The sequence below is a fragment of the Streptomyces sp. 3330 genome (assembly GCF_031456635.1).
GTDB lineage: Bacteria > Actinomycetota > Actinomycetes > Streptomycetales > Streptomycetaceae > Streptomyces.
Genome location: NZ_JAVDVA010000002.1, coordinates 478,882 through 505,776 on the forward strand (window position 1 = coordinate 478,882; position 26,895 = coordinate 505,776).

Sequence of the window (26,895 nt, forward strand, 5' to 3'; positions counted from 1 at the left end):
CGGAGGCCCGGAGTACGCCTATCGGAAGATCCGCACGTAGTCGACGAGCATCTTGGAGGGGAAGGGCGTGCCGGCGTCCGGCGGACCCGGCCAGTCCCCGCCGACCGCCAGGTTGAGGATCAGGTAGTGCGGATGGTCGAAGATCCACGGGCCGCGGGTCTGCTCCACCTGGTCCTTGTCGAGAGAGAACACCGTCCGGCCGTCCAGGCTGTACGTGATGCCCTTGCTGTTCCAGTCGGCGGCCCAGGTGTGGAAGTCGTCGGAGAAGTCGGCGTTCCCGGGCAGCGTGTAGCGTGCGCCGATTCCGCCGCCGCCGTTGTACGCGGGGGCGTGGACGGTCGAGTAGGAGGTCTTCACGTCCTTGCCGAGGACTTCCATGATGTCGACCTCGCCGTTGTACGGCCACGGCCGGCCCGTCAGGAAGTCGGCGCCCATCATCCAGAAGGCCGGCCACAGCCCGTTGCCCTCGGGTACTTTGATGCGCGCCTCGACCCGCCCGTAGGTGAACTGGAACGTCGCCCCGGTGTTCATCCGCGCCGACGTGTACTGGCAAGTGGTGCTGCCGCTCATCGGATCGCGCGGGCACGACGACCCGGCAGTGACCTCCTTGCGTGCTTCCATCACCAGGTGCCCGGAGCCGTCCAGCGCGGTGTTGCGGTGGTCGGTGTAGTACTCCAACTCGTTGTTCGGCCCCGTGCCCGGGTCGGCCCTCCACTTCGAGGGGTCGGGCTTGCCGCCGGCGGCGCCGTCGAACTCATCGCTCCACACCGGCCGCGGCGGATTCGCGGGATCGCTCGGCAGCGGCGGAGCCGGTACCGGATCGCCCCCGGTGCCGTACACCTGGAACTCCCACAGCGAGTATCCGTACGGGGTGGCGCGCTCGGTGCCGTACATCCGCACGTAGCGGCCCGTGCCGGAGACGTTCAGCGTCTGCTTGAAACCCGTGCCGGACGTCGTCGAGTAGATCGGCGTCCAGTCGGCTCCGTTCGGCGAAACCTGAATCTGGAAGGACTTGGCGTAGGCGGGATCCCACTGGAGAACGACCTTGTCGATCTGCGCCGTCGCGCCGAGATCGACGGAGATCCAGCCCGGATCGGTCCATCCCGTGGTGGAGCTCGTCGCCCAGCGGGAAGCCGGATCGCGGTCGAAAGCCCTGGCCGGAGTGCACTCCCAGCAGTTCTGGTCGGTCTGCGACGAGGAAGCCGCGCCGGTCCTGCCGTAGGACAGCAGTGTGCTGGTGTCCCCGCCGGAACCGCCGGTGCCGTACACCTGGAATTCCCAGAGCGAGTAGCCGTAGGAGGTGGCGCGCTGGGCGCCGTACATCCGCACGTAGCGGCCCGCGCCGGAGACGGCAAGGCTCTGTGCGCCGCCTGTCCCCGTGGCCGTCTGGTGGAGGACCGTCCACGCCTGGGCGTCGTCCGACACCTCGATTCTGAACGACGTGGCGTAGGCGGCTTCCCAGGTGAGCGCGACCCGGCTGATGTCGGCCCTGGCTCCGAGGTCGATCTGGATCCATTGCGGATCGGCGAAGGCGCTGGACCACCGGGTGCCGGGATCGCCGTCGACGGCGTTCCGCGCGCCGAAGACTCCCTCGGTGCTCGAAGCGGTGGCGGTCCTGCCCTGGGAGAGCAGGATTTCCGCCGCCTGAGCGGACGGAGCGGGAAGAGCGATGAACGCGAGCAGTGAGGCCGCCATGGCCAAGAAGAGGCCGAAGCGGCGCGGCAGCGTGGGCACGGGCGACTCCTCAAGTGGGGGTGAGGGTGAGGGAGCGCTCCCTCGAAGGAGAATGGGGGGACTGCCGAAGGGTGTCAATAGGCTTGTTCACCTTGAAAAAACAACGCCGAATCGAGGGCGAAACGCCGAGGGAGCGTTTTCTCAAGATCGACGGGACGGGCCGGACGGCGCTGGCCGACAGTGCGAAGGAGAGCGCGCGTCAGGAGCGCGACCACGCCGCCCGGCCTGCGGATACGCTGCATGTATCGCCCTGACGCGCAGCCGGAGGTCGCCCTGATGAGAAAACGCTCCCTGAGGCCCGTCCCGGGTGGCGGAAAGAGGGAGGGGCGGGGATGAAACGGCCTACCCTCGAAGTGGTCGCGGCCCGGGCAGGTGTCTCCAAATCGAGCGTGTCCCGTGTCATCAACGGCGAGACGACGGTGGCCCCGCAGATCAGGGATGTCGTCATGCGAGCCGTGCACGAATTGGGCTACGTGCCCAACGGGGCCGCCCGCAACCTCGTCACCCGCCGCACGGACACCCTGGCGGTGGTGGTCTGTGACCCGCCCCAGGGGGTCGTCTCCGACGACCCCCTGTTCTCCTCCGTGGTCCGCGCCGTCAGCAGAGAACTCGAAGCGGCGGGAAAGCGGTTGGTGCTGATGCTCGCCGAATCGGACGAGAGCCGGACCAGGGTGGAACAGTACGTCGCCGGCGGGCACGTGGACGGTGTGATGCTCGTAGCCCTGCACGGCACGGATCCCTTGCCGGCGGCGCTGGCCAGGCAGGGTCTGCCGGTTGTCTCCTTCAACCGCACGTCAGCGCAGGACGTGCCGTACGTGGCTCTGGACAACGCCGGGGGAGCGACCCTCGCCGTGGGTCATCTTCTGGAGCGGGGTCGACGCCGGATCGCCACCATCACCGGACCGCTCGACCTCCACGAGGCCCGCGAGCGTCTCGACGGTTACCGTCGGACACTGCGCGACACCGGCCGTCGTTCCATCGTGGCGCTGGGCGACTTCACCAGAGCCTCCGGCGCCGAAGCGATGCGCCAGCTCCTGGAGGACGATCCCCACCTCGACGCCGTGTTCGCCTCCAACGACCTGATGGCGATCGGAGCCCTGCGCACCCTCCATCAAGCGGGACGACGCGTCCCGGACGACGTGGCCGTCGTCGGTTTCGACGACATCGAGGCCGCGTCCTACACCAGTCCCGCACTCACCTCGGTGCGCAGCCCGATGGCCGATCAGGCAACTGCCGCGGTCCACCTGCTCCTTCGCCTCATCGACGGAGGTTCCACGGACCCGGTGATCATGCCGAACGAACTCGTGGTCCGCGAGTCGACCTGATCTGCCCCTGAAGCGGCGAGGCTGGTCGTGACAGCAGCCGGTACGGTGGTCCGACCGTCCTCGGCCGGGACGATCTCCGCCGACACCTGACGGAGCCCCTGCCTGAGTTCCTCGAAGCGAACCAGACGGGCGCACGGTGTGTCGGCGGCCCACGCGCGGTCTGTCAACTACCCGCTCGCGCCCGCGACTTGTTACCGCCAGGTCGGACCTGGCGCTGGTCAGGCGGACCGTGCTGGATCCGGCGGCGTCCGAGTCGAGCGTCCCTGGTCAGCTACGGTGACGAGATGACGGACAGGCTGCCTGCCGACGTGGCCGACGTGCTTGCGGCAGTCCTGAGCAAGGACAGTCCCGTTCATGCCGCGCTGCGACGGCAGGTCCCGCACCTCAGTGTGCGGGCGCGCTGCACATGCGGCTGCGGCTCGGCTCCGCAAGACACCACGAGGCCCAGTCGAGCAGATGCTGCGACGAGGACGCTGCTGGTCGCTCGACCTGGCTCCGTGCCGCGCGGCATTCAGCCCCCAGGGGCAGTGCCCAGCCACACCGTGGGTGGCCGGGGTGCTCAGCCGTGTGAGGTCTCCGCTGCCTCCACCACGTCGTGGCCTTCGCGGCGCATCCGTTCACCTCCCCAGGCGCCGAGCGGCCCGAGTGCCTGGTTCAGCGTGCGCCCGTGCTCGGTCAGGGAGTACTCCACCCGTGGCGGCACCTCCGCAAAGACCTCCCGGTGTACGAGATCGTCCTCCTCCATCTCACGCAGGTGCTGCGTGAGCATCTTCTCGCTCACTCCCGGCATACTGCGACGAAGCTCGGCGAAGCGGCGTACGTCATGGGCGTCGAGTTCCCAGAGGATCAGACCCTTCCACTTGCCGCTCACCACGTCGAGCGCAGCGTCGATCCCGCAGATGTATGGACCGCTTCTCGGTGCTTTGGTCATGGCCAACCCCCTTACTGAAAGGTAAGTACCGCAGAAAATAGTGGGTACTTCCGAGAATAGTGGTGCTCTCCGAGCATGGAGGGGTGAACGAACGACAGAACCTCACCACCAGCCGGAACAGCGCCGTCACCGTGATCGGGCTTGGTCCGATGGGTCAGGCGATGACCCGCACCCTTCTCGCCGTCGGCCACCCGGTGACCGTCTGGAACCGCACCGCTGCCCGGGCCGACGGTGTCGTCGCTGACGGAGCCAAGTTCGCCGCTGCACCAGGCGAAGCCGTCGAAGCGAGTGATCTCGTGCTCCTCAGCCTCACCGACTATCAAGCGATGTACGACATCCTCGACAGCGCCACCGCATCACTCGCCGGCCGAACGCTGGTCAATCTGAGCTCGGACACGCCCGACCGCACCCGCACGGCGGCAGCGTGGGCGGCGGGGCACGGCGCAGCCTTCCTCACGGGTGGTGTCATGGTCCCGGCGCCGATGGTCGGCACCGAGGCGGCCCACATCTACTACAGCGGCCCCGACCAGGTGTGGGAAAACCACCGGGCGGTGCTGGCGCCGCTCGGCACACCGAAATACCTGGGCGAGGATCCGGGCCTCGCCCAGTTGATGTACCAAGCCCAACTCGCGGTGTTCCTCACCACCTTGTCCGCACTGATGCACGCCACCGCGATGCTGGGCACCGCGGGAATGAAGGCCGGGGAAACACTGCCGGAGCTGCTCTCTTCCGCCGACTCGATCGGAGCCATTCTCAGGGCCGGCGAGGACACCCCCGGAGTCGCGCTGGATGCCGGGGAACATCCCGGCGACCTCAGCACGGTCACCATGATGGGGGCGACGGCCGATCACATCGTCGAGACCAGCACATCACTCGGCCTGGACCTCGCGCTCCCTCTGGCCGTACAGGCCCACTACCGGCGCGCGATCGAGAAGGGACACGGCAGCGACAACTGGACCCGCATCATCGACAGCATCCGGAGGCCGCGCTGACCGTGCCCCGGCCTGACGGACCCACTCCCGCCCGCGACTTCGCCGAGACGTCACCGCCTGCTCGGGCCTTCAGCGGAGTGCGACCCGGCACCCGGCAGCCGGTAACGGGAGCGCGGCTCGGCCCGCAACCCCCCGCACGCTGTGGTCGAACTCCGTGAAGTCGTCCGCCTGGCCTGCGGGGGCGGCGGCCTGCGGGGACTTCAGGTTGTCGGCGCGAAGGCTGTGAGGGCGTCAACGAGGTCGGCCGGTGCTTCCAGAGGGATCAGGTGGCCGGTGCGGGGGACCACCACGAAGTCGGCCTGGGAGAGGTAGGGCACCAGGTTGTCGCGGAGGACGCCGACGGGCTCCACCTGGTCGTGCTCTCCGGCGACGACGAGAGCGGGCACGCTGACCATGCGCGTGTACGCGGTGATGTCCTGCGCGATGCCGCGCAGCGGCCACTCGGCGCGGGCGGCGTCGGTGACGGCCCGCGAATCCGTCACGATCTGCGCCTTGACCGGCGCGGGCAGTTCGGTCGCGGTGAGGACGTGGTCCCGTGCCCCGGCGACGGACGCGGCGGAGTCGTAGGCGTGCGACAGGCCTTCCTGGTACTCGGGGGTGATGTGTGCGGCCGGCTTCGCCGGGCCGGACCCGACGAGAACGATGCCGCGCAGGCCGACGGGCCGGGTGGCCGCGACCAGTTGTGCGACCTTGCCCCCCATCGAATGCCCCACCAGGACGTAGTCCGTGACTCCGGCATCGGCGAGCACGGCCACCGTGTCGTCGGCGAGTTGAGCGAGCGTGTAGGGGCCAGGCAGAAGCACGGACCGGCTCCACCCGCGGAAGTCGACCGTGAGCACGTCACGGCCCGCCAGGCGGTCGACGACGAGGTCCCAGGTGCGGGCGGAACCACCCCAGTAGTGCAGGAACACCAGGGTCGGACCGGCCCCCGGCCGATGGTCGTAAATGGGCAGAAGCGTCTGCTGCGTCGTGTTCACGATGGCTCTCCCGGTCGGTGCTCTGGGCGATCGCCCTTTGTGTTCATTGAAACTTCTGCGCCGGTACGGGGCATCGGTGTGACTGGTCTCCCGATGGTGAAAAATGGACACGTGAGCGCGATCCGGCAGATGACCTACCAGCCCGCGGGGCGCCGCGCCGCCGCGGTCGAGACGATGACGTTCGGCCGCCTGCGCGAGCTGAACGACGGGGGCACGCAGCGTGCCGACTTCCACATCCTCGCCGTCATCGACGCCGGATTCGGCTCCGTCACGGTCGATTTCCACCGCCACCCGATCCAAGATCGGTCCGCGGTGTGGATTCCCCCCGGCGCGGTGCACCGGTGGGACGACATCGCAGAAGTGGTCGGGCACCTCGTGTTGTTCGTGCCGACCGCGCCGGTCACCCATGCCACCCGGGAACTCGTCGCCGTTCCGGACCTGGCCGCGCACTGGAGCATCCCCGACGCCGACTGGCCGTTCGTCGACGCCGCACGCAGCCATCTCCTCCTCGAAGCGTCTGCCCCACCCAGCGACTCCTCGACGGAGCTGCCCAAAATCCTGCTCTCCGCGCTCGTCACCCGGCTGCACCCACCGCACGCCGAAGCACCGCTCACCCATCCGGTGTTCCGGTTGTTCCGCTCCAGCGTGGAAGCGCACTTCCGGCAACACCACGACGCCGGCTACTACGCCCGTACGCTGGGATATGCGCCCCGCACCCTCTCACGAGCGGTGCAGCAGGCCACCGGCCGCACTGCGAAGGCGTACGTCGTCGAACGGATCATCCTGGAAGCCAAACGGCTCCTCGCACACGACCGTCTCACCGCCGCCCGCTGCGCCGACATGCTCGGCTTCCCCGACGCATCCAACTTCTCGGTGTTCTTCCACCGGGCCACCGGCAAACGCCCCGGCGTGTGGCAGGCGACGATGGCCGGCGAGTGAGGAGGGGACCGGGTGTTCCCTCTCGGGGTGACACCCCTCAAGGGCCGTAGTGTCGAAGCGGCCATCGGACATCACCCACCTGGGCGGTGCAGATCGGCATCTCCGGGCGGATCGACGGCACCGCACACCAGATGATCGCGCTGCTGCTTGAGCAGGGAGGCGTGGCAACGGACGACTCCACCCCCACCCCTGGACCTTGCCGGAAATCCTGGCTGGAACAGTGATCGACGGCCTGCGCTTCTTCGACTTTCGCGGCTACCACGGACTCAGCCGCGAACACGGGCGTTCCTGACGCGACCGATCGCCTCACCAGCGCACTTCCAAGGGTGACGTCATCGTCGTGGTCGCGGCGTGGACCTGGCCCAGGACGACAGGCTCTGCCCGACCTGACTCAGGCCCGGGGCTGAGGCGCGACGGGAACGGCGGCACCGAACGCCATGCTCTGCAGCACCGTGATGCGCTCGATGACCAGCCCCATCAGCACGGCCGCAGCGATCATGAGCGCCTCCGCCACCACGAGGAGGACCATGGACCCCGGGGCTGCCCGGCCCGCCACCACGAGCACCAGCGCGTGCCCGACCCAGGCGCCCCACCACAGATTCACCAGTGCCGTGTCTCGCCCCTCCTCCCACGACAGGGAACTCGCGCGTCCGATGTCGAGGACGAGCCGACGGGGGACGAAGAGATTGACCACCGGTATGAACCACGCACCGATCGTCCAGCCCCGACTCGGGACCGAGGCCCGAGGGGTCAGTTCCTGCGCCTTGCGCCGGGAACGGGCAAGCCACACGAGGAACAGCACGATCGCGAGGATCATCAGATTGACGAAGACCGTGGACGTGAAGCCCGACCTGTGCTGGGAATCGTCCGTCTGATGCAGGTAGTGATCCCGGACCGCCACCGCGCGGAACACGTCCGCCACGGCAGCCGCAGCCACCGCCGCCTGCGCAGAGCGGGCAAGGATCCGCTGAGTCCTGAGCGCGGTACTCGTCATCGTCTTCGGCCTGTCTCGGAGGGGTGCGGGGCCGCAGCAGAGGCCGAGGCGAAGTGATCATAGGGTCGAATTCCCGCACGCGCGTACTGCTTTTGGATCCTCGGCCGCGGGATGCACATCCGACTGCTCCCAGTGGCGACGGCTGCCGCCCGCAGGAGCGAGCGCGCTGCGCCCCGGCAGGCGGCGGACCCACGTATTCGGCGTCGTCAGACCGGAGGGACGCCGTCTAGCGCACGGCGCCTCCCCGGCCAGGGGCGCGTACGTCGGCCAGTGTGGTGGCCAGGGACCGCCAGACGTGGGTGGCCAGATCGAGGTTGTGGGCGTCCGTCGCCTGCTGCCCGAGGCGCCGCAGGGCCGCGACGCCCTGGTCGACCCGGCCCTCCAGGATCAGCAGACGGCCCTCCAGGACCGCGAGCCGTACCCGGTCCCCGTGCGGCAGCCGGAGTTCGCCGTCCGGCGGCAATGTGCCGCACAGCGTCCGGGCCTCGTCCAACCGGCCCTGGTGAAAGGCGAGATGGGCTCGCAGAGCGCGTACCTCCTGCAACTGGATGGGGGTGCCGATGAGTGCGAGGACCACGTCGGCCTCGCCGAGCCACCGCTCCGCCGCCGCCACGCACGGTGGTGTCATCTGGAGCGCGGCGGCCGTCGCCGCCGTGCGGAGCCGGGTCCACAGGATCAGGTCGTCACCGCCCCGGAGCAGTGCCAGCGCCGTCTCCAGCCGGGACCGGGCGGTCCGGTGGTCGCCTCGCCGATCCGCCACCACCGAGGCGGTCCACAACGCCTCGGCGGCCGGCTGGGGAGCGGCCGTGGGCAGCAACTCGTGCTCCAGCTCCCGTACATGGCGCTCGGCCCCTTCCAGTCGGCCGAGCCCTGTCTCGACGGCGATCAGGACCGTCATGGCGGCCATGAGGTCTGCTGCCGGCAGCCGTTCGGCGCGCGCGACCGCGAGCGCGGTGACGGCGACCGGTTCGGCCGCCCGTGCCTTGCCCAGGGCGATCAGGCAGCGTGCGTACTGCACGTGGGACCGCACCCGGAGGTCGGGTGCCGCGATCAGCTCGCTCAGTTCGATCAGCTCGCGCAGATGACCCCGCTCCTGCTCGAAGTCTCCCTGGCCGCCGCTGATCCGGCCGAGCAACCACAGTGCCTGCCAGCGGCCGACGGGGTCGTCGTGCTCGTCGTCGCGCACCGCCTGGAGAAGTGCGGTGGCGCTGTCCGTGCCCGGCGGAGCCGAGGTCGCGGCGGCCAGCGCGCGGCTCAGGCAACCGCCCGCCCGCGGCTCGGTCAACGCGGAGACGTCCACACCGAGTTGCCGTGCCAGATAGCTGACGGTCCGTCCGGTGGGCCGGCGTTCGCCCGACTCCAGACGGGAGAGGTATCCGGTGGACATGCCCTCACCGACGACCGCGGCCTGGCTCAGACCCCGCTCGAGCCTGAGCTTCCTCAGTTGCCGGCCGAAGTGCGGCTGCTCAAGCATTTCGCCCTCTGATCCCCTGAGGTCCTTTTGAGTCTTCTGATCGGCCCGTGTTCGCGAGGCCACGTCCGGAAGTTGCCCATACTTTAGGGAGGCTCGGCAATGGGGGCAACACGGTTGCGCACGCGAGGTTTCTCCTGTCATTTGCCATGGCTCCCCGCGTACCGGGTTTCGGAAGGGCGGGGCGGGCGATCCAGTTGGCTGAAATCGCCCCATGGCCAAAAGCGTTGGCAATGAACATGCCCGGACAGGCAAACACTTGCCAGGCGGGTTGTCCGGCCATAGCCTCCGAGTTGCCGACCTGATGTGATATCGCCCCGACCCGGTGGCGACCGCGCGAAAGTGACACACTGACAACGTTGTCTCGCAGAGTTTCCGGAAAGGGCGGGGCGCATCGAAACCCCCACGTACACAGGGAAAGACGGTATGTCCGTGGTGACCACCAGCATCACCGCCTCATCCACCACCGTCGTCAAGGCGGGCGCCGGCGTGAACCGCCGCCGCACCTACACGGCCCATGTATGTCCGAAGGGCATGACCATCACGGCCGCGGAAGCCGATTTCGCGGCACAGTTCGGGGCGAGCCCCGGCGAGATATGCGACCGCACGCTGAACGATCTGCTCCGGGCGGGCACGCCCGAACTGCTGCGTCATCGTTTCACCGACCTTTCCGAGGGCCGCACCGGCTGGTTCACCGAGCGGGTGGCCGGCCGGCACGAGAGCGGCCGCGTCTTCGCCGCCGACCTGACGGCGATAGCGGTCACCGGCGCGACCGGGCCGGCCGGACTGGTCCTCCTGCTGAGCCCCCTCGGGGCGGCGGGCGAGCCGTACCCCCGCGAACTGACGCTCAGCGAACTCGACGTGGGGGTCCTGGAAGGCGTGGCCGGTGGTGCGTCGACCGTGCAGCTGGCCGGCCGCCTGTACCTGAGCCGTCAGGGCGTCGAGTACCGCGTGCGCCTGCTGCTGCGCCGTTTCGACGCTCCCAACCGGCCCGCTCTGGTGGCCCGCGCCCACGCGCTCGGGCTGTTCGCGCCGGGCCAGTGGCCCCCACGGGTACTGCCGGAACTCATCGAGTAGGAGGCACGACGGGGGACACGGCGGACGGTGGCCGCCGGCGGGACGCTCTCGCCGGCGGCCACCGTCGTGTCCGTCCCGGCGCCCCGGCCGGCAATCGTGCGCCCGCGGGTGGGCGGGGGCCCTGGCGTGCTCCGTCGGGCCCCTGCGCGACGCACTCGGGGGAGTGCCGGCCGTCCTCCTGCGGCGTGCACCCGGCTCCGGGCGGCGGCGGAGCACGGGTGTTCCGGGCGGCGCGACGGGACGCCCCCGGCTGCCCGGGGCTCCAGGGCCCTTCTGCCCGGTCCGGTCGCGGGGCGCGGCATCGGCGGACGCCTCGGCCGCGTCGCCGTCACGTCCGGACACTTCGCCTCGTCCGCCTCGTCCGCCTCGTCCGCCTCGCGTCCGCGCGCGGCGGATCCCGCTCGGGCCGGACGGAAGGCGCCGCCGCCGGACGCGGCCGGACTCACCGACCGGCCTCACGCCGCCGAGGGCTGCCAGGCCTCCCGGAAGCGCAGCCGGGCGCGGTGCAGCCGGGACCGTACGGTGCCCACCGGCAGGGACAGGACACGTGCCATCTCCTCCTCGTTGAGGCCGTAGGCGCGCAGGGTGAGGACCTGCCGGTGGGACATGGACAGCCGGTCCAGCACATCGCTGATGTGCACGGCGTCCAGCGGGTTGGCCTCCTGCCCCCGCTCGACCCGCTGGTACGGCCCCTCCTCGCCGGCTCGTTTCACCGTGCGCACGGCCTCGCGGACCGTCACCGAGCGCACCCAGCCGTAGAACGCGGTCGGCTCGCGCAACGTGCGCAGACCCCGGTAGACGGCGAGGAGCGCCTCCTGCGTGGCGTCCGCGCCGTCGTCGTGCGTGATGGACCGGCACAGTCGAGCGACGTACGGGACGATCCCGGTCAGCAGTTGGTTCATGGCCTGTTCGTCGCCCGCCTGGGCGCGCGGCAGCAGCGCCAGGGGCGTGGGGATGTCGCTGACGTTGCTCATGTCGGCGCAGGGCTCCTTACGGTGGCCGGTGAGGTGCGGTGCGGCGGGCCGCCTCAGCCCGTCGCCGCGGGGACGGGCCCGACGGCGGCGGCGCAGGCGTCGAGCACCGCACCCACCTCGTCGCGGAAGGCCCGGACGAACTCCGGGCTGAAACAGGCGGTGAAGTACGGGAACTCGATGGCCAGCCGTCCCTCGAACGAGACGACACAGGCCATCACCGGGCTGCGCCCTGCTGCCGGGAAGTACTGCTCCCGGGCGGGCACCAGCCGGACGTCGGTGGCCTCCAGGCCCTCGGGCAGCCGGGGCCCCGGGACGACGCCCATGTTCGTGGCGATCACCGTCGCCAGTTGCAGCGTGGGGTCGCGCGGGATCTCGGGCGTGATCCGCATCTCGTGGTAGGGGCCGTCACCCGCGACGAACTCGCCGAGCCGGGAGTGGACGGTGCGGGCCAGCCCGACCGGGTCCGACTCCGGGGCGACGTCCAGGGCCTGGAGGTGGCTGGTGACGGCGGGCACCATCACCAGGGCGGGCACCGGCGGTGACAGCCGCGAGCGCAGATCGACGGGGGAGAGGCAGCGCAGGGCACGCGGCTCGTCGCCGGGCAGACGCCGGCGCGCCGTCGTGAGCAGGGCCGCGGCGACCAGGGCGTGCACGGTCACGCCCGCCGTGCGGGCGGTGCGGCGCAGCCGGCCGGTGTGTTCCTCGTCCAGCGTCAGCCGGCACACCTCGATACGGCCCTCGACGGCGGACGGATCCGTGACGTCGTACGCCACCAGCTCCGCCGGGTGCCGGCGTGCTTCGGCCACGCGCCGTTCCAGGTACGCGGTCGTGGCCGCCTCGTCGACGGCGGGCAGCAGTTCGCTCACCGGCACCGCCCAGCCGGGGGCGCCGTCCGCGGCGCCGGGCCGCTCCTCGCCCTCGGCCAGCGCCCGGTAGCGCTCCCAGATCTCGTTGTGCAGGGCGATGCCGCTGTGTCCGTCGACGACGGTGTGGTCCACCGAGAGAACGAACAGGTGGCCGTCTCCCTCGGGCGCGCTCACCAGGACGGCCCGGCTCAGGGGGCCGCCGACGGACAGCGGCGTGTTGAGCTCGGCGGCCCAGGCGTCCTCGGCGGCGCCGGTCCGGGTGTTCAGCCGGGGGCGTGCGGCCTCGTCCAGCAGATCCAGCGCGAAGCCCTCGCCGTCCGGCACGATGCGGGTCCGCAGCGCCGGATGCGCTTCGGTGACCGCGTCGAACGCGGCGGACAGCGCCTCGATGTCGAGACGGCCGCGCAAGGTGCAGGAGAGCACCGCCCGGCTTCGCTGCCCGACGTACAGCGTCTCTACCGGGCACAACGCACGGCGCATGATCCAGCCCTCTTTTCGTCCGCTCATTACCGGAAGTCGCGCGCCGGCCATCGGTCGGCGCCACGGATTCGGCTCAACGTCCTTTCGAGAGTGCACGGTCGGGCCACCGCGAATCCAGCCGAAGCGGAGTGCCCGGGGAAAGTCTCGTGTTTTCCCTAAAGTTCGCCGCGGCCGCGGCTATCCCGAGGACCGCGTTCTTTAAGGAAAAACCTGAATTCCCTTCGCGGGGCCGGATCGGGCTTGACCGGGTTCGCCCGGAAGCCCCAGCGTGAGGACCTCGTGAACCGGCGGCGGGCCGCGATACGGCCACGTCCCCCGGAGCGCGGCCGTAAATGCCGGCCCGGTGGGCCGATGGCCGCTTCCCTGTCAGACCGACCGGGCTCTTTCCGGCCGGGCCGTTACGGCTTGCCACGTGAGGGTTGTGCTATGTCACTCCACGAGGAGTCTCTCCCCGAGGACGAACGTCGACCGCTGTCCGGCGCCCAGGAAGGTCTCTGGTACGCGCAGCGGCTCGCCCCCGACAGCGCCGCGTACAACACCGCGGAGGCGGTGGAGATCCACGGCGGCCTGGACACCGCTCTGTTCGAGGCGGCGCTGCGCCGCACGGTCGGCGAGGCCGGCACCTTCGCGCTGCGTTTCCTCGACACCGACGACGGCCCCCGCTGCGGTCCGGCGCCGGACGCCGACGACTGGCCGCTGCACCGCGTCGACGTGAGCGACGCCGCGGACCCGGAGGCCGCCGCCTGGAGACTGATCCGCGCCGACCTCACCACCCCGGTGGACACCGACAAGGGCCCGCTGTTCGCCCACACCCTCCTCACCCTCGCCGCCGACCGCCACATCTGGCTGCTGCGGGCCCATCACCTCCTGCTCGACGGCTACAGCTACAAGCTCCTCGGCCGCCGCCTCGCCGACGTCCACAACGCGCTGGCCGAGGGCCGCGACCCCGGCCCCGGCGGCTTCGCCCCCGTCGACCGGCTCCGGACCGAGGAGGCCGCCTACCTCGCCTCCGAACGCCGTGGCCGCGACCGCGACCACTGGGCCCGCCGCCTGGCGGACCTGCCGGAACCGGCCCGCCTCACCCGCCGCACGGCCCCGCCGCGCGCCCCGTTCCTGCGCCACGCCGTCGAACTCGGCCCCCCGGACGCCGAGGCGCTGTCCGCCGCGGCCGCCGGCCTGGGCATCACCCGCGCCGACCTGCTCGCCACCGCTCTCGCCGTCTACCTGCACCGCATGACCGGCACGGACGACCTCGTCCTCGGCATGGCCACCATGAGCCGGCTCGGCAGCGCCGCCCTGCGCACCCCGGGCACCGCCTCCGACGTGCTGCCCCTGCGCGTCACCGCCCGACCGGGTACCCCCGTGGCGGAGTTCGCGCGCGCGGTGGCCGACGAGGTGGCCGCGCTGCGACGGCACCAGCAGTACCGGGGCGAGTTCATCCGCCGGGACCTCGGCCTCCTCGGCACCGGGCGCCGCCTGCACGGACCCGTGCTGAACATCGTCCCCTTCACCGAGGAACTGGACTTCGCCGGAAGCACGGCGACCTGGCACCACCTGTCGGGCGGCGCCGTGGACGACCTCCAGATCAACGTCCGGCCCGGCACCCGGCCCGGCGCCCTCTGGCTTGCCTTCGACGCCAACCCCCACCTGTACGAGGCGGACGAACTCGCCCTGCACGGGGCACGGTTCCTCGCGCTGCTTCAGCGGCTGGCACAGGCGGCGCCGACCACCGTGCTCGCCGATCTGGACCTGCTGCTGCCCGGAGAGCACCCGCGCGACCGGCCCGTGCGTGAGTTCCCGGTCACCGGCACGCTCACCGAGCTGTTCGAGCGGCAGGTGCGCGCACGGCCCGGACGGATCGCCGTCAGCCACCGGGGCGCGCACCTCACCTACGGGCAACTCAACGCAGAGGCCAACCGGTTGGCCCGGCTGCTCGTCGAACGCGGCGCGGGACCTGGCAGGACGGTGGCCCTCGCGCTGCACCGGGGCCCGCGGCTGCTGCCCGCCCTGCTGGCGGTCCTCAAGACCGGAGCCGCCTACCTCCCGCTGGACCCCGCCCACCCGGCGGAACGCCTGCGCCTGGTCATGGCGGACGCGGAACCCGTCGTCCTGGTCACCGAGGGCGGCCTCGCCGCGGACCTCGGCACTGACGTCACCGCCGTCGTCCTGGACGAGCCCGCCGTCACCGCCGACCTCGCCGCACGCCCGGCCGCCGACCTCACCGACGCCGACCGCCGCGGACCGACCGGCCCGACACAGATCGCGTACGTCATCCACACCTCCGGCTCCACCGGCCGCCCCAAGGGCGTGCCCGTCCCGCATGCCCACGTGGTCCGGCTGTTCGCCGCGGCCACCGAGCACTTCGACTTCGGCCCCGACGACGTGTGGACCCTCTTCCACTCCTACGCCTTCGACTTCTCCGTCTGGGAGATCTGGGGCGCCCTGCTGCACGGCGGCAGGCTCGTCGTCGTGCCGTACGCCGTCAGCCGTTCCCCACGGGACTTCCTGCGGCTGCTGCACGACGAGGGCGTCACCGTCCTCAACCAGACACCGTCCGCCTTCGAACAACTGGTGGACGCCGACGACGAGCCCACCGCCGGAGCGCTGCGCTACGTCGTGTTCGGCGGAGAGGCGCTGCGCCCCGAACGGCTGCGCCCGTGGACCGCCCGGCACGGCCTCGACCGGCCGGCCCTGGTGAACATGTACGGCATCACCGAGACCACCGTGCACGTCACCCACCACCGCCTCACCCCGGACGACCTGACGGACCCCCGCCGGGGCAACATCGTCGGCACCCCGCTCGCCGACCTGCGCGTGTACCTCCTGGACCCGCAGGGCCGGCCCGTGCCGCCGGGCGCCGTCGGCGAGCTGTACGTCACCGGCGCCGGGGTGACCCCCGGCTATCTGCACCGCCCCGAACTGACCGCCGAGCGCTTCCTGGACGACCCGCACGGCCCGCCCGGCAGCCGCATGTACCGCTCGGGCGACCTGGCGCGGTTCCGCGCCGACGGCGCCCTCGACCACCTCGGCCGCGCCGACCGGCAGGTGCAGCTGCGCGGCTTCCGGGTCGAGCCCGGCGAGATCGAGGCCGTCCTCGCCGAGCACCCCGGCATCGCCCGCGCCGCCGTCGTCGTGCGCCGTGCCGACCACGGCGCCGAGCAGCTCGTCGCCTATCTCGTGAGCACCGGTGAACGACCGCCCGCCGCGGCCGAGGTGCGCGCCCACGCAGCCGCCCACCTGCCCGAGCACATGGTCCCCGCCGCCTGTGTGTTCATGGACTCCCTGCCGCTGACCGCCAACGGCAAGCTGGACACCGCCGCGCTGCCCGCGCCCGACCTCACCGGCACGGCGGCCGGCGCCCGCCCCGCGAGCACCGAACAGGCGCTGGTGTGCGCCCTGTTCGAGGACGTGCTGAAGCTGCCCCCCGGCACCGTCGGCATCGACGCCGACTTCTTCGATCTGGGCGGCGACTCGCTGCTCGCCACCCGGCTGCTGGCCCGGCTGCGCCAACGCTCCGGCACGGACGTGCCGATCACCACCCTGTTCGAAGGCCCGTCGCCCGCCGCCCTCGCCCGGCTGCTCGACGGCAGCCCCGGCACTGCCCCCGGCCGGCCCGTTCTCGGCGAGCAGCCCCGCCCGGAGCATGTCCCGCTGTCCTACGCCCAGGAACGCATGCGGTTCCTGAACCGGCTCGACGGCTCCACGGCGACGTACAACATCCCGCTCGTCGTGCCGCTCGGCGCCGACGTCGACGCCGAGGCGCTGCGTGCCGCGCTGGGCGACCTCGCCGACCGGCACGAGATCCTGCGCACGGTGCTCGCCGACCACGACGGCGAGCCGTACCAGCGGATCCTGCCGGCCGGCGGGCCATGCCCGCCGCTGCCCGCCGTCGACTGCCCCGCCGACGAGATCGGCGCGCACCTCGCCGCCGCCTCCCGCCACCGCTTCGACCTCACCGCCGAACCTCCCCTGCGGGCCTGGCTGTTCGGCACCGGTGAGGCCCGGACCCTGTTGCTCGTCCTGCACCACAGCGCCGCCGACGGCTGGTCCCTGCGGCCCCTCGCCGACGACCTGACCACGGCCTACGCGGCACGCCGCGCGGGCACCGCCCCGGCGTGGGACGCGCCCGCGGCGCAGTACGCGGACTACGCGCTCTGGCAGCGCTCCCTGCTCGCCCCGGGGCCGGACGGTACGGGACACGCCGAGCGGCTCACCGCGTACTGGCGGCAGGCGCTGGCCGCTGCGCCGCAGGAGTGCACCCTGCCCGGCGACCGGCCCCGGCCGACGGCACCGCGCGACGGCGCCCATGTCACCGAGCACGTGCCCGCCGCCCTGCACCGCGACCTCACCGGCCTCGCCGAGCGGGAGGGCGGCAGCCTGTTCATGCTGCTGCACGCCGCCGTCAGTGCCCTGCTCACCCGCTGCGGAGCCGGTACGGACATCGTGCTGGGCGTGCCCGTCGCCGGGCGCTCCGAACCCGGCCTGGACGATCTGATCGGCCTGGTCACCAACACCCTGGTGCTGCGCGCCGACACCTCGGGCGACCCCGCCTTCCGTGAACTGCTGGCCCGTGTACGGCCCGGCGACCTGGCCGCGCTGGGCCACCAGGAACTGCCCTTCGACCGGCTGGTCGGCGAACTGAACCCGCCCCGTCGGCCCGGTCGGCACCCGCTGTTCCAGGTCATGCTCGCCCTGCAGAACAACGAGCCCGCCGTGCTCCGCCTCGACGGGCACCCGACGCTGCTGCGGCCCACCGCCACCGGCACCGCCAAGTTCGACCTCTTCGTGGACGTCCTCGAACGGCGCACCGCTGACGGCGCCCCCGACGGCCTGGACCTGCACATCGAGTACGCGACCGACCTGTACGACCCGTTCACCGCCGAGGAGTTCGCCCGCGCGCTGGGCCGACTGCTCGCGGCCGTGAGCGCCGACCCGGACGTACGGCTCGGCGGGCTCCCGGCGCCCGCGCCGCGCACATCGACGGAGGCGCCCGGCCCCGACACCGCAGCTCTGACCGAGGCGGCCCGGTCGGTGCCCGGTATCCGCGACGCCGTCGCGCTGACCGCGGCCGACGGAGGACCGCCCCGGCTGTTCGTGGTACCGGGCCGCTCTGAGGCCACCGAGGCCCTCGAACGCCTGCTGGAGCGCACCGGTGCCCCGAACGTCGGCGTCACCGCCGTGAGCATCCTGCCGCGCGATGCCGACGGCGCCCTCGACCAGGGCGCCCTCGCCGCCCTGCCCGCCGTCGACCGCGCCGCCGCCGGGGCCTGGCAACAGCGCCTCGCCCGCGTCGCCGGTGTCGGCGCCGCCGAGGCAGGGGTCGAGGACACCCCGCGGGAACTGGCCCGCAGGCACGCCGCCGCCCCGCGCCGCGCCGCACCGGCGTCCGACGGCGGCACCCGCGGGGCGGCCGGGACACGGCCCGCCCTCAGCGAGGGCCCCGCGCAGGCCGAACCCACCGTGGCCACCTGGGCCCAGGCCCTGGTACGGGCCGCCGACCACGCGCGCGGCGACATCGTGCACGTCCACCCCGACGGCAGCGAGACCCGCCGTGACTACGCCTCCCTCGTCCCCGAGGCCTCCCGGGTCCTCGCCGGACTCCGGCGCGCCGGACTGCGCCCCGGCGACCAGGTGATCCTCCAGTGCGACGCCGGTGAGGACTTCCTCGCGGTGCTGTGGGGCTGCATCCTCGGCGGCTTCGTCGCCGTACCGCTCACCGTGCCCGCCTCCTACGCCACCCCCTCGGCCGCCCTCACCAAACTGGAGGGAATCTGGCGCATGCTCGGCCGGCCCTGGATCGTCTGCTCGCCCGCGCTTGAGGCCGGCCTGCGCGACCGGATCGGCCACGACGCCGGGCCCGGTCTCCGGCTGACCACGGCCGCCGCCCTGCGGGACGCGCCCGAGGACCGCGACTGGTACGCCGCGCGGCCGGACGACCTCATCCTGATGCTGATGACCTCGGGCAGCACCGGCCTGCCCAAGGCCGTCCGGCTGACCCACCGCAACGTGCTGGCCCGCTCCGCCGCCACCGAGGCCATGAACGGACTCGGCGCCGACGACGTGACCCTGAACTGGATCCCGCTCGACCACGTCACCGGCGTCGTCATGTTCCACCTGCGGGACCTCTATCTGGGCTGCCGGCAGATCCACGCGCCCACCTCCTGGATCCTCCAGGACCCGCCGCGCTGGATGGACCTCGCCCACCGGCACCGGGTCAGCGTGACCTGGGCCCCCAACTTCGCCTTCGGGCTGCTCGCCGGACAGGCCCCGCGCTTCGCGGACCGCGACTGGGACCTGACCCCGATGCGGCTGGTGATGAACGCGGGCGAGGTCGTCGTGGCCGCCGCCGCCCGCGGCTTCCTGCACGCGCTGCGGCCCTTCGGCCTGCCGCAGGACGTGATGCACCCCGGCTGGGGCATGTCCGAGACCTGCTCGGTGGTCACGGACGCGGTGCTGCCCGCCGAACCGCCCGGCACCGACGAGACGTTCGTCAGCTGCGGCCTGCCCTACCCCGGCTTCGCGATGCGCGTCGTCGGCGAGGACACCACCGTGCTCGCCGAGGGCGAGGCCGGCCGGCTCCAGGTCCGGGGCACCTCCGTGACCGGCGGCTACCACGACAACCCGGCGGCCAACGCCGAGGCGTTCACCGACGACGGCTGGTTCGACACCGGCGACCTGGCGTTCCTGCGCGACGGCGAGCTGTTCATCACCGGCCGCGCCAAGGACGTCATCATCGTCAACGGCGTCAACCACTACAGCCACGAGATCGAGACCTGCGTCGAGGAACTGCCCGCCGTCGTCCGCAGCTTCACCGCGGCCTGCGCGGTCCGCTCCGACGCGACCGCCACCACCGACGAACTCGCCCTGTTCTTCCACCTCGCCCCCGTGCCCGACCGCGCGGCCGCGCTGCGGGAGATCGCGGGCAAGGTCACCCGCGAGATCGGCGTCAGCCCCGCCTTCCTGGTCCCGGTCGGCCCCGGCGACATCCCCAAGACGGAGATCGGCAAGATCCAGCGGACCAAGCTGCGCAAGAGCTTCGAGGCGGGGGACTTCGACGACGCCGTCCGCGAGGCCCACCTGCTGCTGGGCACCGCCGCCACCCTGCCCGACTGGTTCCTGAAGCCCGTGTGGCAGCCGGCCGCCCCGCGCGCCCCGCGCGTCCTGCCGCCCGGCCGCCACACCCTGGTCCTGGCCTGCGACGGCCCCGGGACCCACGGCCTCGCCGACCGCCTGGCCCGGGCCCTGCGCGCCGACGGCGGCCGCTGCACCGTCGCCGTGGACGGGCCGTCCTACGAACGCCTCGACGCCGCCCGCTACCGGATCCGGCCCGCCGAGGACACCGACCACACGGCCCTGCTGCGGGACCTGGCCGCCGACGAGCGGCCGGTCGACGCCGTCGTCCACCTCACCGCCCCGCACAGCGGCGACGCGGCCCCGGACGAGTCGGCCGCCCGCACCCTGCTGGCGCTCGCCCGGGCCCTCGGCACCCGCCCGGCCGACCTGCTCCATGTGACGGTGGACGCGCAGGCGGTCGGCGCCGGCGAAGCGCCCTCCCCGGCCCAGGCCATGGCCGGCGCGGTCCTGAAGTCGCTGCGGGAGGAGTCACCGGGGCTGCGCTGCGTCCACCTGGACGTCGAACGGGACACCGACCCCGTACCGCTCGTCACGGCGGAGGCCGCGCAGCACCCCGTGGACCCCGAGGTGGCCCACCGCGCCGGACGGCGTCACGTGCGCCGGCTGGCCCCGCTGCCCGAGGCCCCCGGCCGCACGGAACCGCCCGCCGCCGACGGCTTCCACCTCGTCAGCGGAGGGCTCGGCGGAGTCGGCGGCGCACTGGCCGGCCACCTGCTGGAGACCCCCGGCGCCCGCCTGCTCCTCCTCGGCCGCAGCCCACTGCCCGACCCCGACCACGGCGGAACCCTCCAGCGGCTGCGAGAGCGGGGCGACGTGCGCTACGCGTGCGCCGACGTCACCGACGAGGACCAGGTGCGGGCGGCGGTGGACGAGGCCACCGAAGCCTGGGGCGCCCCGCTGACCTCGGTCTGGCATCTGGCCGGCGCACGCGTGGAGCGGCCCGTCGGCGACCTGGACCCGGACGCCTGGCGCTCGGCGCTCGACGCCAAGGCGCACGGCGCCTGGACCCTGCACCGGGTCAGCGCCGACCGCCCGGTGACCTCGTTCGTCCTGTTCTCCTCCGTCAACGGCTGGTTCGGCGGCGCCATGAACACCGCCTACGCCGCGGCCAACGCCTACCTCGACGCGCTCGCCCGGCACCGCCGCGCCCGGGGACTGCCCGCGCAGAGCCTGGCCTGGAGCATGTGGCACGAGCGGGGCATGAGCACTGGCTACGGTCTCACCGCACTCACCGAGGCACGCGGCTACCGGGTACTGGACGAGGCCGCCGCGCTGCGCTCCCTCGATCTCGCCCGTGCCCTGGACGAACCCCATCTGCTGATCGGCGCCGACCGCACCGCCCCCTGGGTCCGCAGCCATGTCGTCGAACCGGCCCGGCAGGTAAGGCGGCTGGCCGCCCGCGTCACGCTGGAGGAGGACGCCGACCTCGGCGCCCTGCACCGGGCGGCCGCCGAGGCCGCGGGCGCCGCCCCCTGGGTGCTGCGCGCCGCCGGCAGCGCCGAACGTCCGGAGGCCGCCGACGACACCGGGGGACGGATCCACGCCCTGGAACAGCGGCTCACCGAGCTGTGGCGCGGGGTGCTGCGCCGCGACCGGGTCGGCCGGGACGACAACTTCTTCGACCTGGGCGGCAACTCCCTGCTCCTGGTCGGCGCGCAGAGCGCCGTGAACCAGGAACTCGGCTGCGAGCTGACCGTGGTCGACCTGTTCGCGCACCCCACCGTGCGCGACCTGGCCCGCCACCTCGTCGGCCGCACGACGGACCCAGGGGCCCCGACGGACGGCGCCGGGGACCCGCCGAGCGGGCTGGACCGGGCGAAGGAACAGGCACGACGGCAGCGCGCGGCCCGGGACCGCCGCACCGCACGGAACGGAAAGGGCCGAGGCCATGCATGAGACCCACGGGCCACTGGACGCACCGGAGGACGACCTGCCGGCCGTCGCCGTCATCGGCATGGCCGGCCGGTTTCCCGGCGCCGACGACCTCGACGCGTTCTGGGACAACCTGGCCGCGGGCCGCGAAGCCGTACGGCCCGTCACCGACGAGGAGTTCCTGGCCGCCGGCGGCGACCCGCGCGACCTGGACGACCCGTCGCTCATCCGCATGGCCTCCGTCGTCGAGGGAATCGACCGCTTCGACTCCGGCTTCTTCGGCTACCTGCCCGCCGAGGCCGCCGTGGTCGACCCCCAGCAGCGCCTGCTGCTGGAGACCGCCTACCACGCGCTGGAGAACGCGGGCTGCCTCGCACCCCGCACCGATCACGGCACCTTCGGCGTGTACGCGGGCGCCGGCGACAGCCGGTACTACCCCGCCCACCTCCACCCCCGCCACGCCGGACAGCCCGGATCCGTCGAGCTGGTGCACGCGGCCACCGCCAACTCCCTGGGCACCCTCGCCCCCCGGATCTCCTACGAACTGGGTCTGACCGGCCCCAGCGTCTCCCTCCAGACGGCCTGCTCCACCGCGCTCGTCGCCGTGCACACCGCCTGCCAGGACCTGCTCGACCACCGCTGCGACACCGCCCTCGCCGCCGCCGTCTCCCTCAACCCCTCGGCGGCGCTCGGCTACCGGCACGTCCCCGACGGGCCCTTCTCGCCCGACGGACACTGCCGGGCATTCGCCGCGGACGCCGCCGGCACCTCCTCCGGGGACGGCGTCGGCGCGGTCGTCCTCAAACGGCTGGCGGACGCCCTGGCCGACGGCGACCGCGTGCGGGCCGTGATCCGGGGCAGCGCCGTCAACAACGACGGACGGCGCAAGGTCGGCTTCAGCGCGCCCAGTTCCGCCGGACAGACCGAGGTCGTACTGGCCGCGCAGGCCCAGGCGATGGTGGACGCCGACACCATCGGCCTGGTCGAGGCGCACGGCACCGCGACGCGGCTCGGTGACCCCATCGAGGTGGCCGCGCTCACCGAGGCGTTCCGGGAGTCCACCCGACGGCGCGGCTACTGCGCGCTGGGCTCGGTGAAGACCAACATCGGCCATCTGGGCGCGGCGGCCGGCATCGCCGGGCTCATCAAGGCCGTCCTCGCCCTGGAACACCGGCAGATCCCGCCCAGCCTGCACTTCGAGCGGCCCAACCCGCTCATCGACTTCGCCGCCGGGCCGTTCCGCGTCCCCACCGCGCTGGAGGACTGGCCCGCCGCCGGCCACCCCCGGCGGGCCGCGGTCAGCGCCTTCGGGATCGGCGGCACCAACGCCCACGTCGTCCTGGAGGAGGCCCCCGCTCCCGCGCCCGCACCGCCGCGCGCCCCCGAGGACGGCGGCCGCCTGGTGCTGCCGCTCTCCGCCCGGACCGCCGGCGCCCTGCGCGGCCAGGCCGAGGCCCTCGCCCACCACCTGGAACGCCGCCCGGACCTGCGCCTCGACGACGTGGCGCACTCGCTGCGCACCACCCGCCCGGCCCTGCGCCACCGCCTGACCGTCAGCGCGGCCTCCCGCGAGGAGGCCCTGGCCGCCCTGCGGGCCGCAGCGCCCGCCACCCCGGCCGTGCCGGACGAACCCGCCCGGGTGGCGTTCCTGCTGCCGGGCGGCGGCACCCAGTACCCCGGCATGGGCGCCGGGCTGTACCGCGACCAGGACGTCTACCGCGACGCCGTGGACGAGTGCGCCCGCATCCTGCGCCCCGTCCTCGGCGCCGACCTGCGCGCCTCCCTCTTCGAGGGCGCACCGGCCGACCACACCGCCACCTTCCTCGGCCTGGTCGTCACCGAGTACGCCCTCGCGCGCACCCTGACGGCCGCCGGGGTCCGCCCCGACGCGCTCATCGGCCACTCCCTGGGCGAGTACACGGCGGCCTGCCTGGCCGGGGTCATCGACCTCGCGGACATGCTGCCCCTGGTGACCGAACGGATCCGGCTGATCAGCGGGGCGGGCGGAGCGACCGTCAGTGTGGCCGCCCCGGCCGAGCAGGTACTGCCACTGCTCGACGACGAGCTGTCCCTGGCCGCCGTGAACGGGCCCGCCGCCTGCACCGTCGCCGGGTACGAGGAGGCCGTGGCCCGCTTCGAGCGGGAACTCGCCCGCCGGGACCTCCCGTTCCGCCGGGTGCGGATACCGGCCGCCGCCCACTCCCACGTCCTGGACCCCGTGCTGGACACGTACGAGCGGCACCTGCGCGGCGTCACCCTGCGCCCGCCCCGCATCCCGTTCGTCACCAGCGTCACCGGCACCTGGATCACCGACGCCCAGGCGACCTCCGTGCGGCACTGGCTCGACCACACCCGCCGCACCGTACGGTTCACCGACGCCATCACGGCCCTGTGGGAGCGAGGGCGCCCGATCCTGGTGGAGATCGGACCGGCGGACACCCTGACCGGACTGGCCACCGCCCAACTGGACCCGGACACACCGGTCACGGTCACCACCATGCGGCACGCCAAGGCCGACGCCCGCGACGGCTTCGTCCTCGCCGAGGCGCTGGGCCGGCTGTGGTCCGCCGGCGCGGACACCGCGCTCCCGCCGGTCCCGGGCCCGCCGCGGCCGGTGCCGCTGCCCCCGTACGCCTTCGAACGGCACCGGCACTGGATCGACGCCCCCGGCGCCCGCCCCGCCGCGTCCGACACCCCGGACGCGGTCCAGGACGAGCCGCACCTCGCGCCCCGGCCCCGGCTCACCGGCGAGGCCGTGCCGCCGCGCACCGAGCGGGAACAGGCCGTCGTCCGGCTGTGGGAACAGACCCTCGGCATCGGCGGCATCGGCGTCCACGACAACTTCTTCGACCTCGGCGGCGACTCCATGCGGGCCGTCCTGCTGGCGGGCCGGCTCCGCCGGGCCGGGGTGCTCGACGTCCCCGCCGCCACCCTGCTGGCCGCGCCGACCGTCGCCGGTGTCCTCGCCGCCACCGAGGACACCGGCGACCAGCGGCCCGGCGGCGCCGCGAACGCCCTCGCCCCCCTGCTGCCACTGCGCCGCGAGGGCGGCGCGGCACCGCTGTTCTGCGTCCACCCCGGCGCCGGCGTCTCCTGGCGCTACACCGGCCTGCTGCCCCACCTCGGCGGCGATCAGCCGGTGTACGGCATCCAGGCCGCCGGCCTCGACGGCGCCCGGCCGCCCGCACCCGACGCCCCGGCCATGGTCGCCTCCTACGTCGAGCTGGTCCGTGAGGTCCAGCCGCGCGGCCCCTACCGGCTCCTGGGCTGGTCGTACGGCGGCTTCGTCGCCCACGCGATGGCCTGCGCGCTCCAGGAGCGGGGGGAGCGGGTGGAACTCCTGGCCATGCTGGACGCCCCACAGCCCTGCGCGAGCGCGTACGACGCCGGGACGGCCGAGCGCCAGGTGGCGGCCCTGCTGATGCGGGTGGCCGGACTGCCCGTGCCCCCGCACGCCGAACCGCCCGCGGTGGCGACCGTCCTGGACCGCATCGACGCCAAGGTCACGGCGGATCCCGCCGGTTCCCCGGTCGACCGCGCGCAGGCCGCCGCCATCGCCGACGTCATGCGCAACAACCTGCGCCTCGCACCCCGGTTCGAGCCCGGTGTCTTCCAGGGGGACGTCCTCTTCTTCAGCGCCGACGACGAACCGGCCACGGGCTTCGCCGGCGACCTGGCCGTACAGCCCGGCAAGGCGGACGCCTGGCGTGCCCAGGTGAACGGCACCCTGCAGGACCACCGGGTGCCGTGCGGCCACTACGAGATGACCGAACCCGAGCCCCTCGCCCTGATCGGCACGGCGGTCGCCAAGGCGCTGCGCGGCACCGCCGATCCCACCACGCCCGTACCCGTTCCGCCCCCCGGGGGCCCCGACCGTCCAGGAGACCCCGCATGACCGTGACCGCACCCCACGACCTCTACGAACTCGGTGACGCGCCCGAACCGGGCACCGTGCCACGGAAGATGTACGCCTCGCTGATCCGCCGGGAGCGCTACGGGCAGCCCGTCGACGCGTTCCGCACCGAGGTGGTCGACGTGCCCCCGGTCCGCCGCGGCCAGGTGCTGGTCAAGGTGATGGCGGCCGGCGTCAACTACAACAACGTCTGGGCGGCGCTGGGCAAGCCGCTCGACGTGATCGCCGCCCGGCAGAAGGCCGGTGCGGCCGAAGACTTCCACATCGGCGGCTCCGACCTGTCGGGCATCGTGTGGGCCGTCGGAGAGGACGTCAAGGGCGTTCGGCTCGGGGACGAGGTCGTCGTGCTCGCCAGCCGCTGGGACGAGTCGGCCGAGGACATCCGCCTGGGCGGTGACCCGGCCGCGTCCGTCAGCCAGCGGGTATGGGGCTACGAGGAGAACTACGGCTCCTTCGCCCAGTTCGCGGTCGTCGACGACTACATGTGCCACCCTAAGCCCGCCCGGCTGTCCTGGGCGGCCGCCGCCTGCTACATGGCGACCGCGGCTACCGCCTACCGGCAGCTGTTCGGCTGGGACCCGCACACCGTCCGGCCCGGCGACCCCGTGCTGATCTGGGGCGGCGCCGGTGGTCTGGGCAGCATCGCCATCCAGCTCGTCCGGCACGTCGGCGGCATCCCGGTCGCCGTCGTCTCCAGCGAGGAACGCGGCGCGTTCTGCATGCGGCTCGGCGCCGAGGGCTGGATCGACCGGCGCGACTTCGACCACTGGGGCCGGATGCCCGACACCTCCGACGACGCCGCGATGAGCCGCTGGCTGTCCGGGGCGCGGGCCTTCGGGCGGCGCTTCTGGGACGTGCTCGGCGAGCGGCGCAGCCCCCGGATCGTGCTGGAGCACTCCGGCGCCGACACCATCCCCACCTCGGTCTATCTCTGCGACAACGCGGGCATGGTCGTCATCTGCGGCGGCACCACCGGCTACAACGGCGACGTCGACCTGCGGTTCCTGTGGATGCGGCAGAAGCGGCTCCAGGGCTCGCACGCCGCCTGCGCCCGCGAGGCCCGTGAGATCACCCGGCTGATCGACCGGGGTGCCATCGACCCGTGCCTGTCCCGGACCTTCGGTTTCGAGGAGATCGGCCTGGCCCACCAACTCATCCACGAGAACCGTCACCCGATGGGGAACATGGCGGTCCTGGTCAACGCGTCGGAGTAGAG

General features: G+C 72.9%; 16 protein-coding genes. 9 read left to right on the forward strand and 7 right to left on the reverse strand.

All coding sequences use genetic code 11. The annotated features are described in order from the left end of the window. Positions 1-18: 18 nt before the first annotated feature. Positions 19-1,695, reverse strand: coding sequence for a discoidin domain-containing protein (locus J2X68_RS05575; RefSeq protein ID WP_310431368.1), 1,677 nt, complete (start codon positions 1,693-1,695; stop codon positions 19-21). Between the two features lie 122 nt (positions 1,696-1,817). Here J2X68_RS05575 and J2X68_RS05580 point away from each other — a divergent pair, with 122 nt between their 5' ends. Both J2X68_RS05580 and J2X68_RS05585 read left to right on the forward strand, forming a co-directional pair. Beyond that, on the forward strand, positions 1,818-1,988 hold the full coding sequence (locus tag J2X68_RS05580; RefSeq protein ID WP_310431301.1) for a hypothetical protein: 171 nt from the start codon (positions 1,818-1,820) through the stop codon (positions 1,986-1,988). A gap of 78 nt (positions 1,989-2,066) precedes the next feature. Then, positions 2,067-3,059: a LacI family DNA-binding transcriptional regulator gene (locus J2X68_RS05585; RefSeq protein WP_310431302.1), complete on the forward strand. Its 993-nt coding sequence runs from the start codon at positions 2,067-2,069 to the stop codon at positions 3,057-3,059. Positions 3,060-3,618: 559 nt separating this feature from the next. Here J2X68_RS05585 and J2X68_RS05590 read toward each other — a convergent pair. Next, entirely contained in the window at positions 3,619-3,990 is a 372-nt protein-coding gene (locus J2X68_RS05590; RefSeq protein ID WP_310431303.1) for a helix-turn-helix domain-containing protein, read from the reverse strand. A gap of 83 nt (positions 3,991-4,073) precedes the next feature. On the opposite strand from J2X68_RS05590, the gene J2X68_RS05595 reads away from it, so the two are divergent. Continuing rightward, positions 4,074-4,982, forward strand: coding sequence for an NAD(P)-binding domain-containing protein (locus J2X68_RS05595; RefSeq protein WP_310431304.1), 909 nt, complete (start codon positions 4,074-4,076; stop codon positions 4,980-4,982). Positions 4,983-5,182: 200 nt separating this feature from the next. On the opposite strand, the gene J2X68_RS05600 is transcribed toward J2X68_RS05595, so the two are convergent. Further along, a complete protein-coding gene (locus tag J2X68_RS05600) occupies positions 5,183-5,959 on the reverse strand; it encodes an alpha/beta hydrolase (protein ID WP_310431305.1) in 777 nt (258 codons plus the stop codon). Positions 5,960-6,070: 111 nt separating this feature from the next. Here J2X68_RS05600 and J2X68_RS05605 point away from each other — a divergent pair, with 111 nt between their 5' ends. Both J2X68_RS05605 and J2X68_RS05610 read left to right on the forward strand, forming a co-directional pair. After that, positions 6,071-6,898 (forward strand): helix-turn-helix transcriptional regulator, encoded by an 828-nt coding sequence (locus J2X68_RS05605; protein ID WP_310431306.1) that lies wholly within the window; start codon positions 6,071-6,073, stop codon positions 6,896-6,898. Between the two features lie 86 nt (positions 6,899-6,984). Beyond that, on the forward strand, positions 6,985-7,122 hold the full coding sequence (locus J2X68_RS05610; protein ID WP_310431307.1) for a hypothetical protein: 138 nt from the start codon (positions 6,985-6,987) through the stop codon (positions 7,120-7,122). Positions 7,123-7,289: 167 nt separating this feature from the next. On the opposite strand, the gene J2X68_RS05615 is transcribed toward J2X68_RS05610, so the two are convergent. Together J2X68_RS05615 and J2X68_RS05620 are read right to left on the reverse strand one after the other, a co-directional pair. Beyond that, positions 7,290-7,892: a DUF4328 domain-containing protein gene (locus J2X68_RS05615; RefSeq protein ID WP_310431308.1), complete on the reverse strand. Its 603-nt coding sequence runs from the start codon at positions 7,890-7,892 to the stop codon at positions 7,290-7,292. A gap of 226 nt (positions 7,893-8,118) precedes the next feature. Then, a complete protein-coding gene (locus J2X68_RS05620) occupies positions 8,119-9,366 on the reverse strand; it encodes a helix-turn-helix domain-containing protein (RefSeq protein WP_310431309.1) in 1,248 nt (415 codons plus the stop codon). A gap of 423 nt (positions 9,367-9,789) precedes the next feature. Here J2X68_RS05620 and J2X68_RS05625 point away from each other — a divergent pair, with 423 nt between their 5' ends. Next, positions 9,790-10,440, forward strand: a complete 651-nt coding sequence (locus tag J2X68_RS05625; protein ID WP_310431310.1) for a LuxR family transcriptional regulator — start codon at positions 9,790-9,792, stop codon at positions 10,438-10,440. Positions 10,441-10,895: 455 nt separating this feature from the next. Here the strand turns inward: J2X68_RS05625 and J2X68_RS05630 are convergent, their stop codons facing one another. Together J2X68_RS05630 and J2X68_RS05635 are read right to left on the reverse strand one after the other, a co-directional pair. Further along, complete coding sequence (locus tag J2X68_RS05630; protein ID WP_310431311.1) at positions 10,896-11,414, reverse strand: RNA polymerase sigma factor; 519 nt, start codon at positions 11,412-11,414, stop codon at positions 10,896-10,898. Positions 11,415-11,467: 53 nt separating this feature from the next. After that, positions 11,468-12,760 carry a phthiocerol/phthiodiolone dimycocerosyl transferase family protein gene (locus J2X68_RS05635; protein WP_310431312.1) on the reverse strand — a complete coding sequence of 431 codons (1,293 nt, stop codon included), beginning with the start codon at positions 12,758-12,760 and terminating at the stop codon, positions 11,468-11,470. Positions 12,761-13,186: 426 nt separating this feature from the next. Between J2X68_RS05635 and J2X68_RS05640 the strand changes: the two genes are divergently transcribed. Genes J2X68_RS05640 through ccrA form a run of 3 tightly spaced genes read left to right on the forward strand, consistent with a single transcriptional unit; the run spans position 13,187 to position 26,893 of the window. Continuing rightward, entirely contained in the window at positions 13,187-21,790 is an 8,604-nt protein-coding gene (locus tag J2X68_RS05640) for a non-ribosomal peptide synthetase (RefSeq protein WP_310431313.1), read from the forward strand. After that, positions 21,783-25,661: a beta-ketoacyl synthase N-terminal-like domain-containing protein gene (locus tag J2X68_RS05645; protein ID WP_310431314.1), complete on the forward strand. Its 3,879-nt coding sequence runs from the start codon at positions 21,783-21,785 to the stop codon at positions 25,659-25,661. The genes J2X68_RS05640 and J2X68_RS05645 overlap by 8 nt, the downstream gene beginning before the upstream one ends. After that, positions 25,658-26,893, forward strand: a complete 1,236-nt coding sequence (gene ccrA, locus J2X68_RS05650; RefSeq protein ID WP_399039329.1) for a crotonyl-CoA carboxylase/reductase — start codon at positions 25,658-25,660, stop codon at positions 26,891-26,893. The genes J2X68_RS05645 and ccrA overlap by 4 nt, the downstream gene beginning before the upstream one ends. The last annotated feature ends 2 nt before the right edge of the window (positions 26,894-26,895 follow it).

Excerpts from the sequence above, each read along its gene's own strand:
- J2X68_RS05575 (WP_310431368.1), bottom strand. The coding sequence starts at position 1,695 with ATGGCGGCCTCACTGCTCGCGTTCATCGCTCTTCCCGCTCCGTCCGCT.
- J2X68_RS05585 (WP_310431302.1), top strand. The coding sequence starts at position 2,067 with ATGAAACGGCCTACCCTCGAAGTGGTCGCGGCCCGGGCAGGTGTCTCC.
- J2X68_RS05590 (WP_310431303.1), bottom strand. The coding sequence starts at position 3,990 with ATGACCAAAGCACCGAGAAGCGGTCCATACATCTGCGGGATCGACGCT.
- J2X68_RS05615 (WP_310431308.1), bottom strand. The coding sequence starts at position 7,892 with ATGACGAGTACCGCGCTCAGGACTCAGCGGATCCTTGCCCGCTCTGCG.
- J2X68_RS05620 (WP_310431309.1), bottom strand. The coding sequence starts at position 9,366 with ATGCTTGAGCAGCCGCACTTCGGCCGGCAACTGAGGAAGCTCAGGCTC.
- J2X68_RS05625 (WP_310431310.1), top strand. The coding sequence starts at position 9,790 with ATGTCCGTGGTGACCACCAGCATCACCGCCTCATCCACCACCGTCGTC.
- J2X68_RS05630 (WP_310431311.1), bottom strand. The coding sequence starts at position 11,414 with ATGAGCAACGTCAGCGACATCCCCACGCCCCTGGCGCTGCTGCCGCGC.
- J2X68_RS05635 (WP_310431312.1), bottom strand. The coding sequence starts at position 12,760 with ATGCGCCGTGCGTTGTGCCCGGTAGAGACGCTGTACGTCGGGCAGCGA.
- J2X68_RS05640 (WP_310431313.1), top strand. The coding sequence starts at position 13,187 with ATGTCACTCCACGAGGAGTCTCTCCCCGAGGACGAACGTCGACCGCTG.
- J2X68_RS05645 (WP_310431314.1), top strand. The coding sequence starts at position 21,783 with ATGCATGAGACCCACGGGCCACTGGACGCACCGGAGGACGACCTGCCG.
- ccrA (WP_399039329.1), top strand. The coding sequence starts at position 25,658 with ATGACCGTGACCGCACCCCACGACCTCTACGAACTCGGTGACGCGCCC.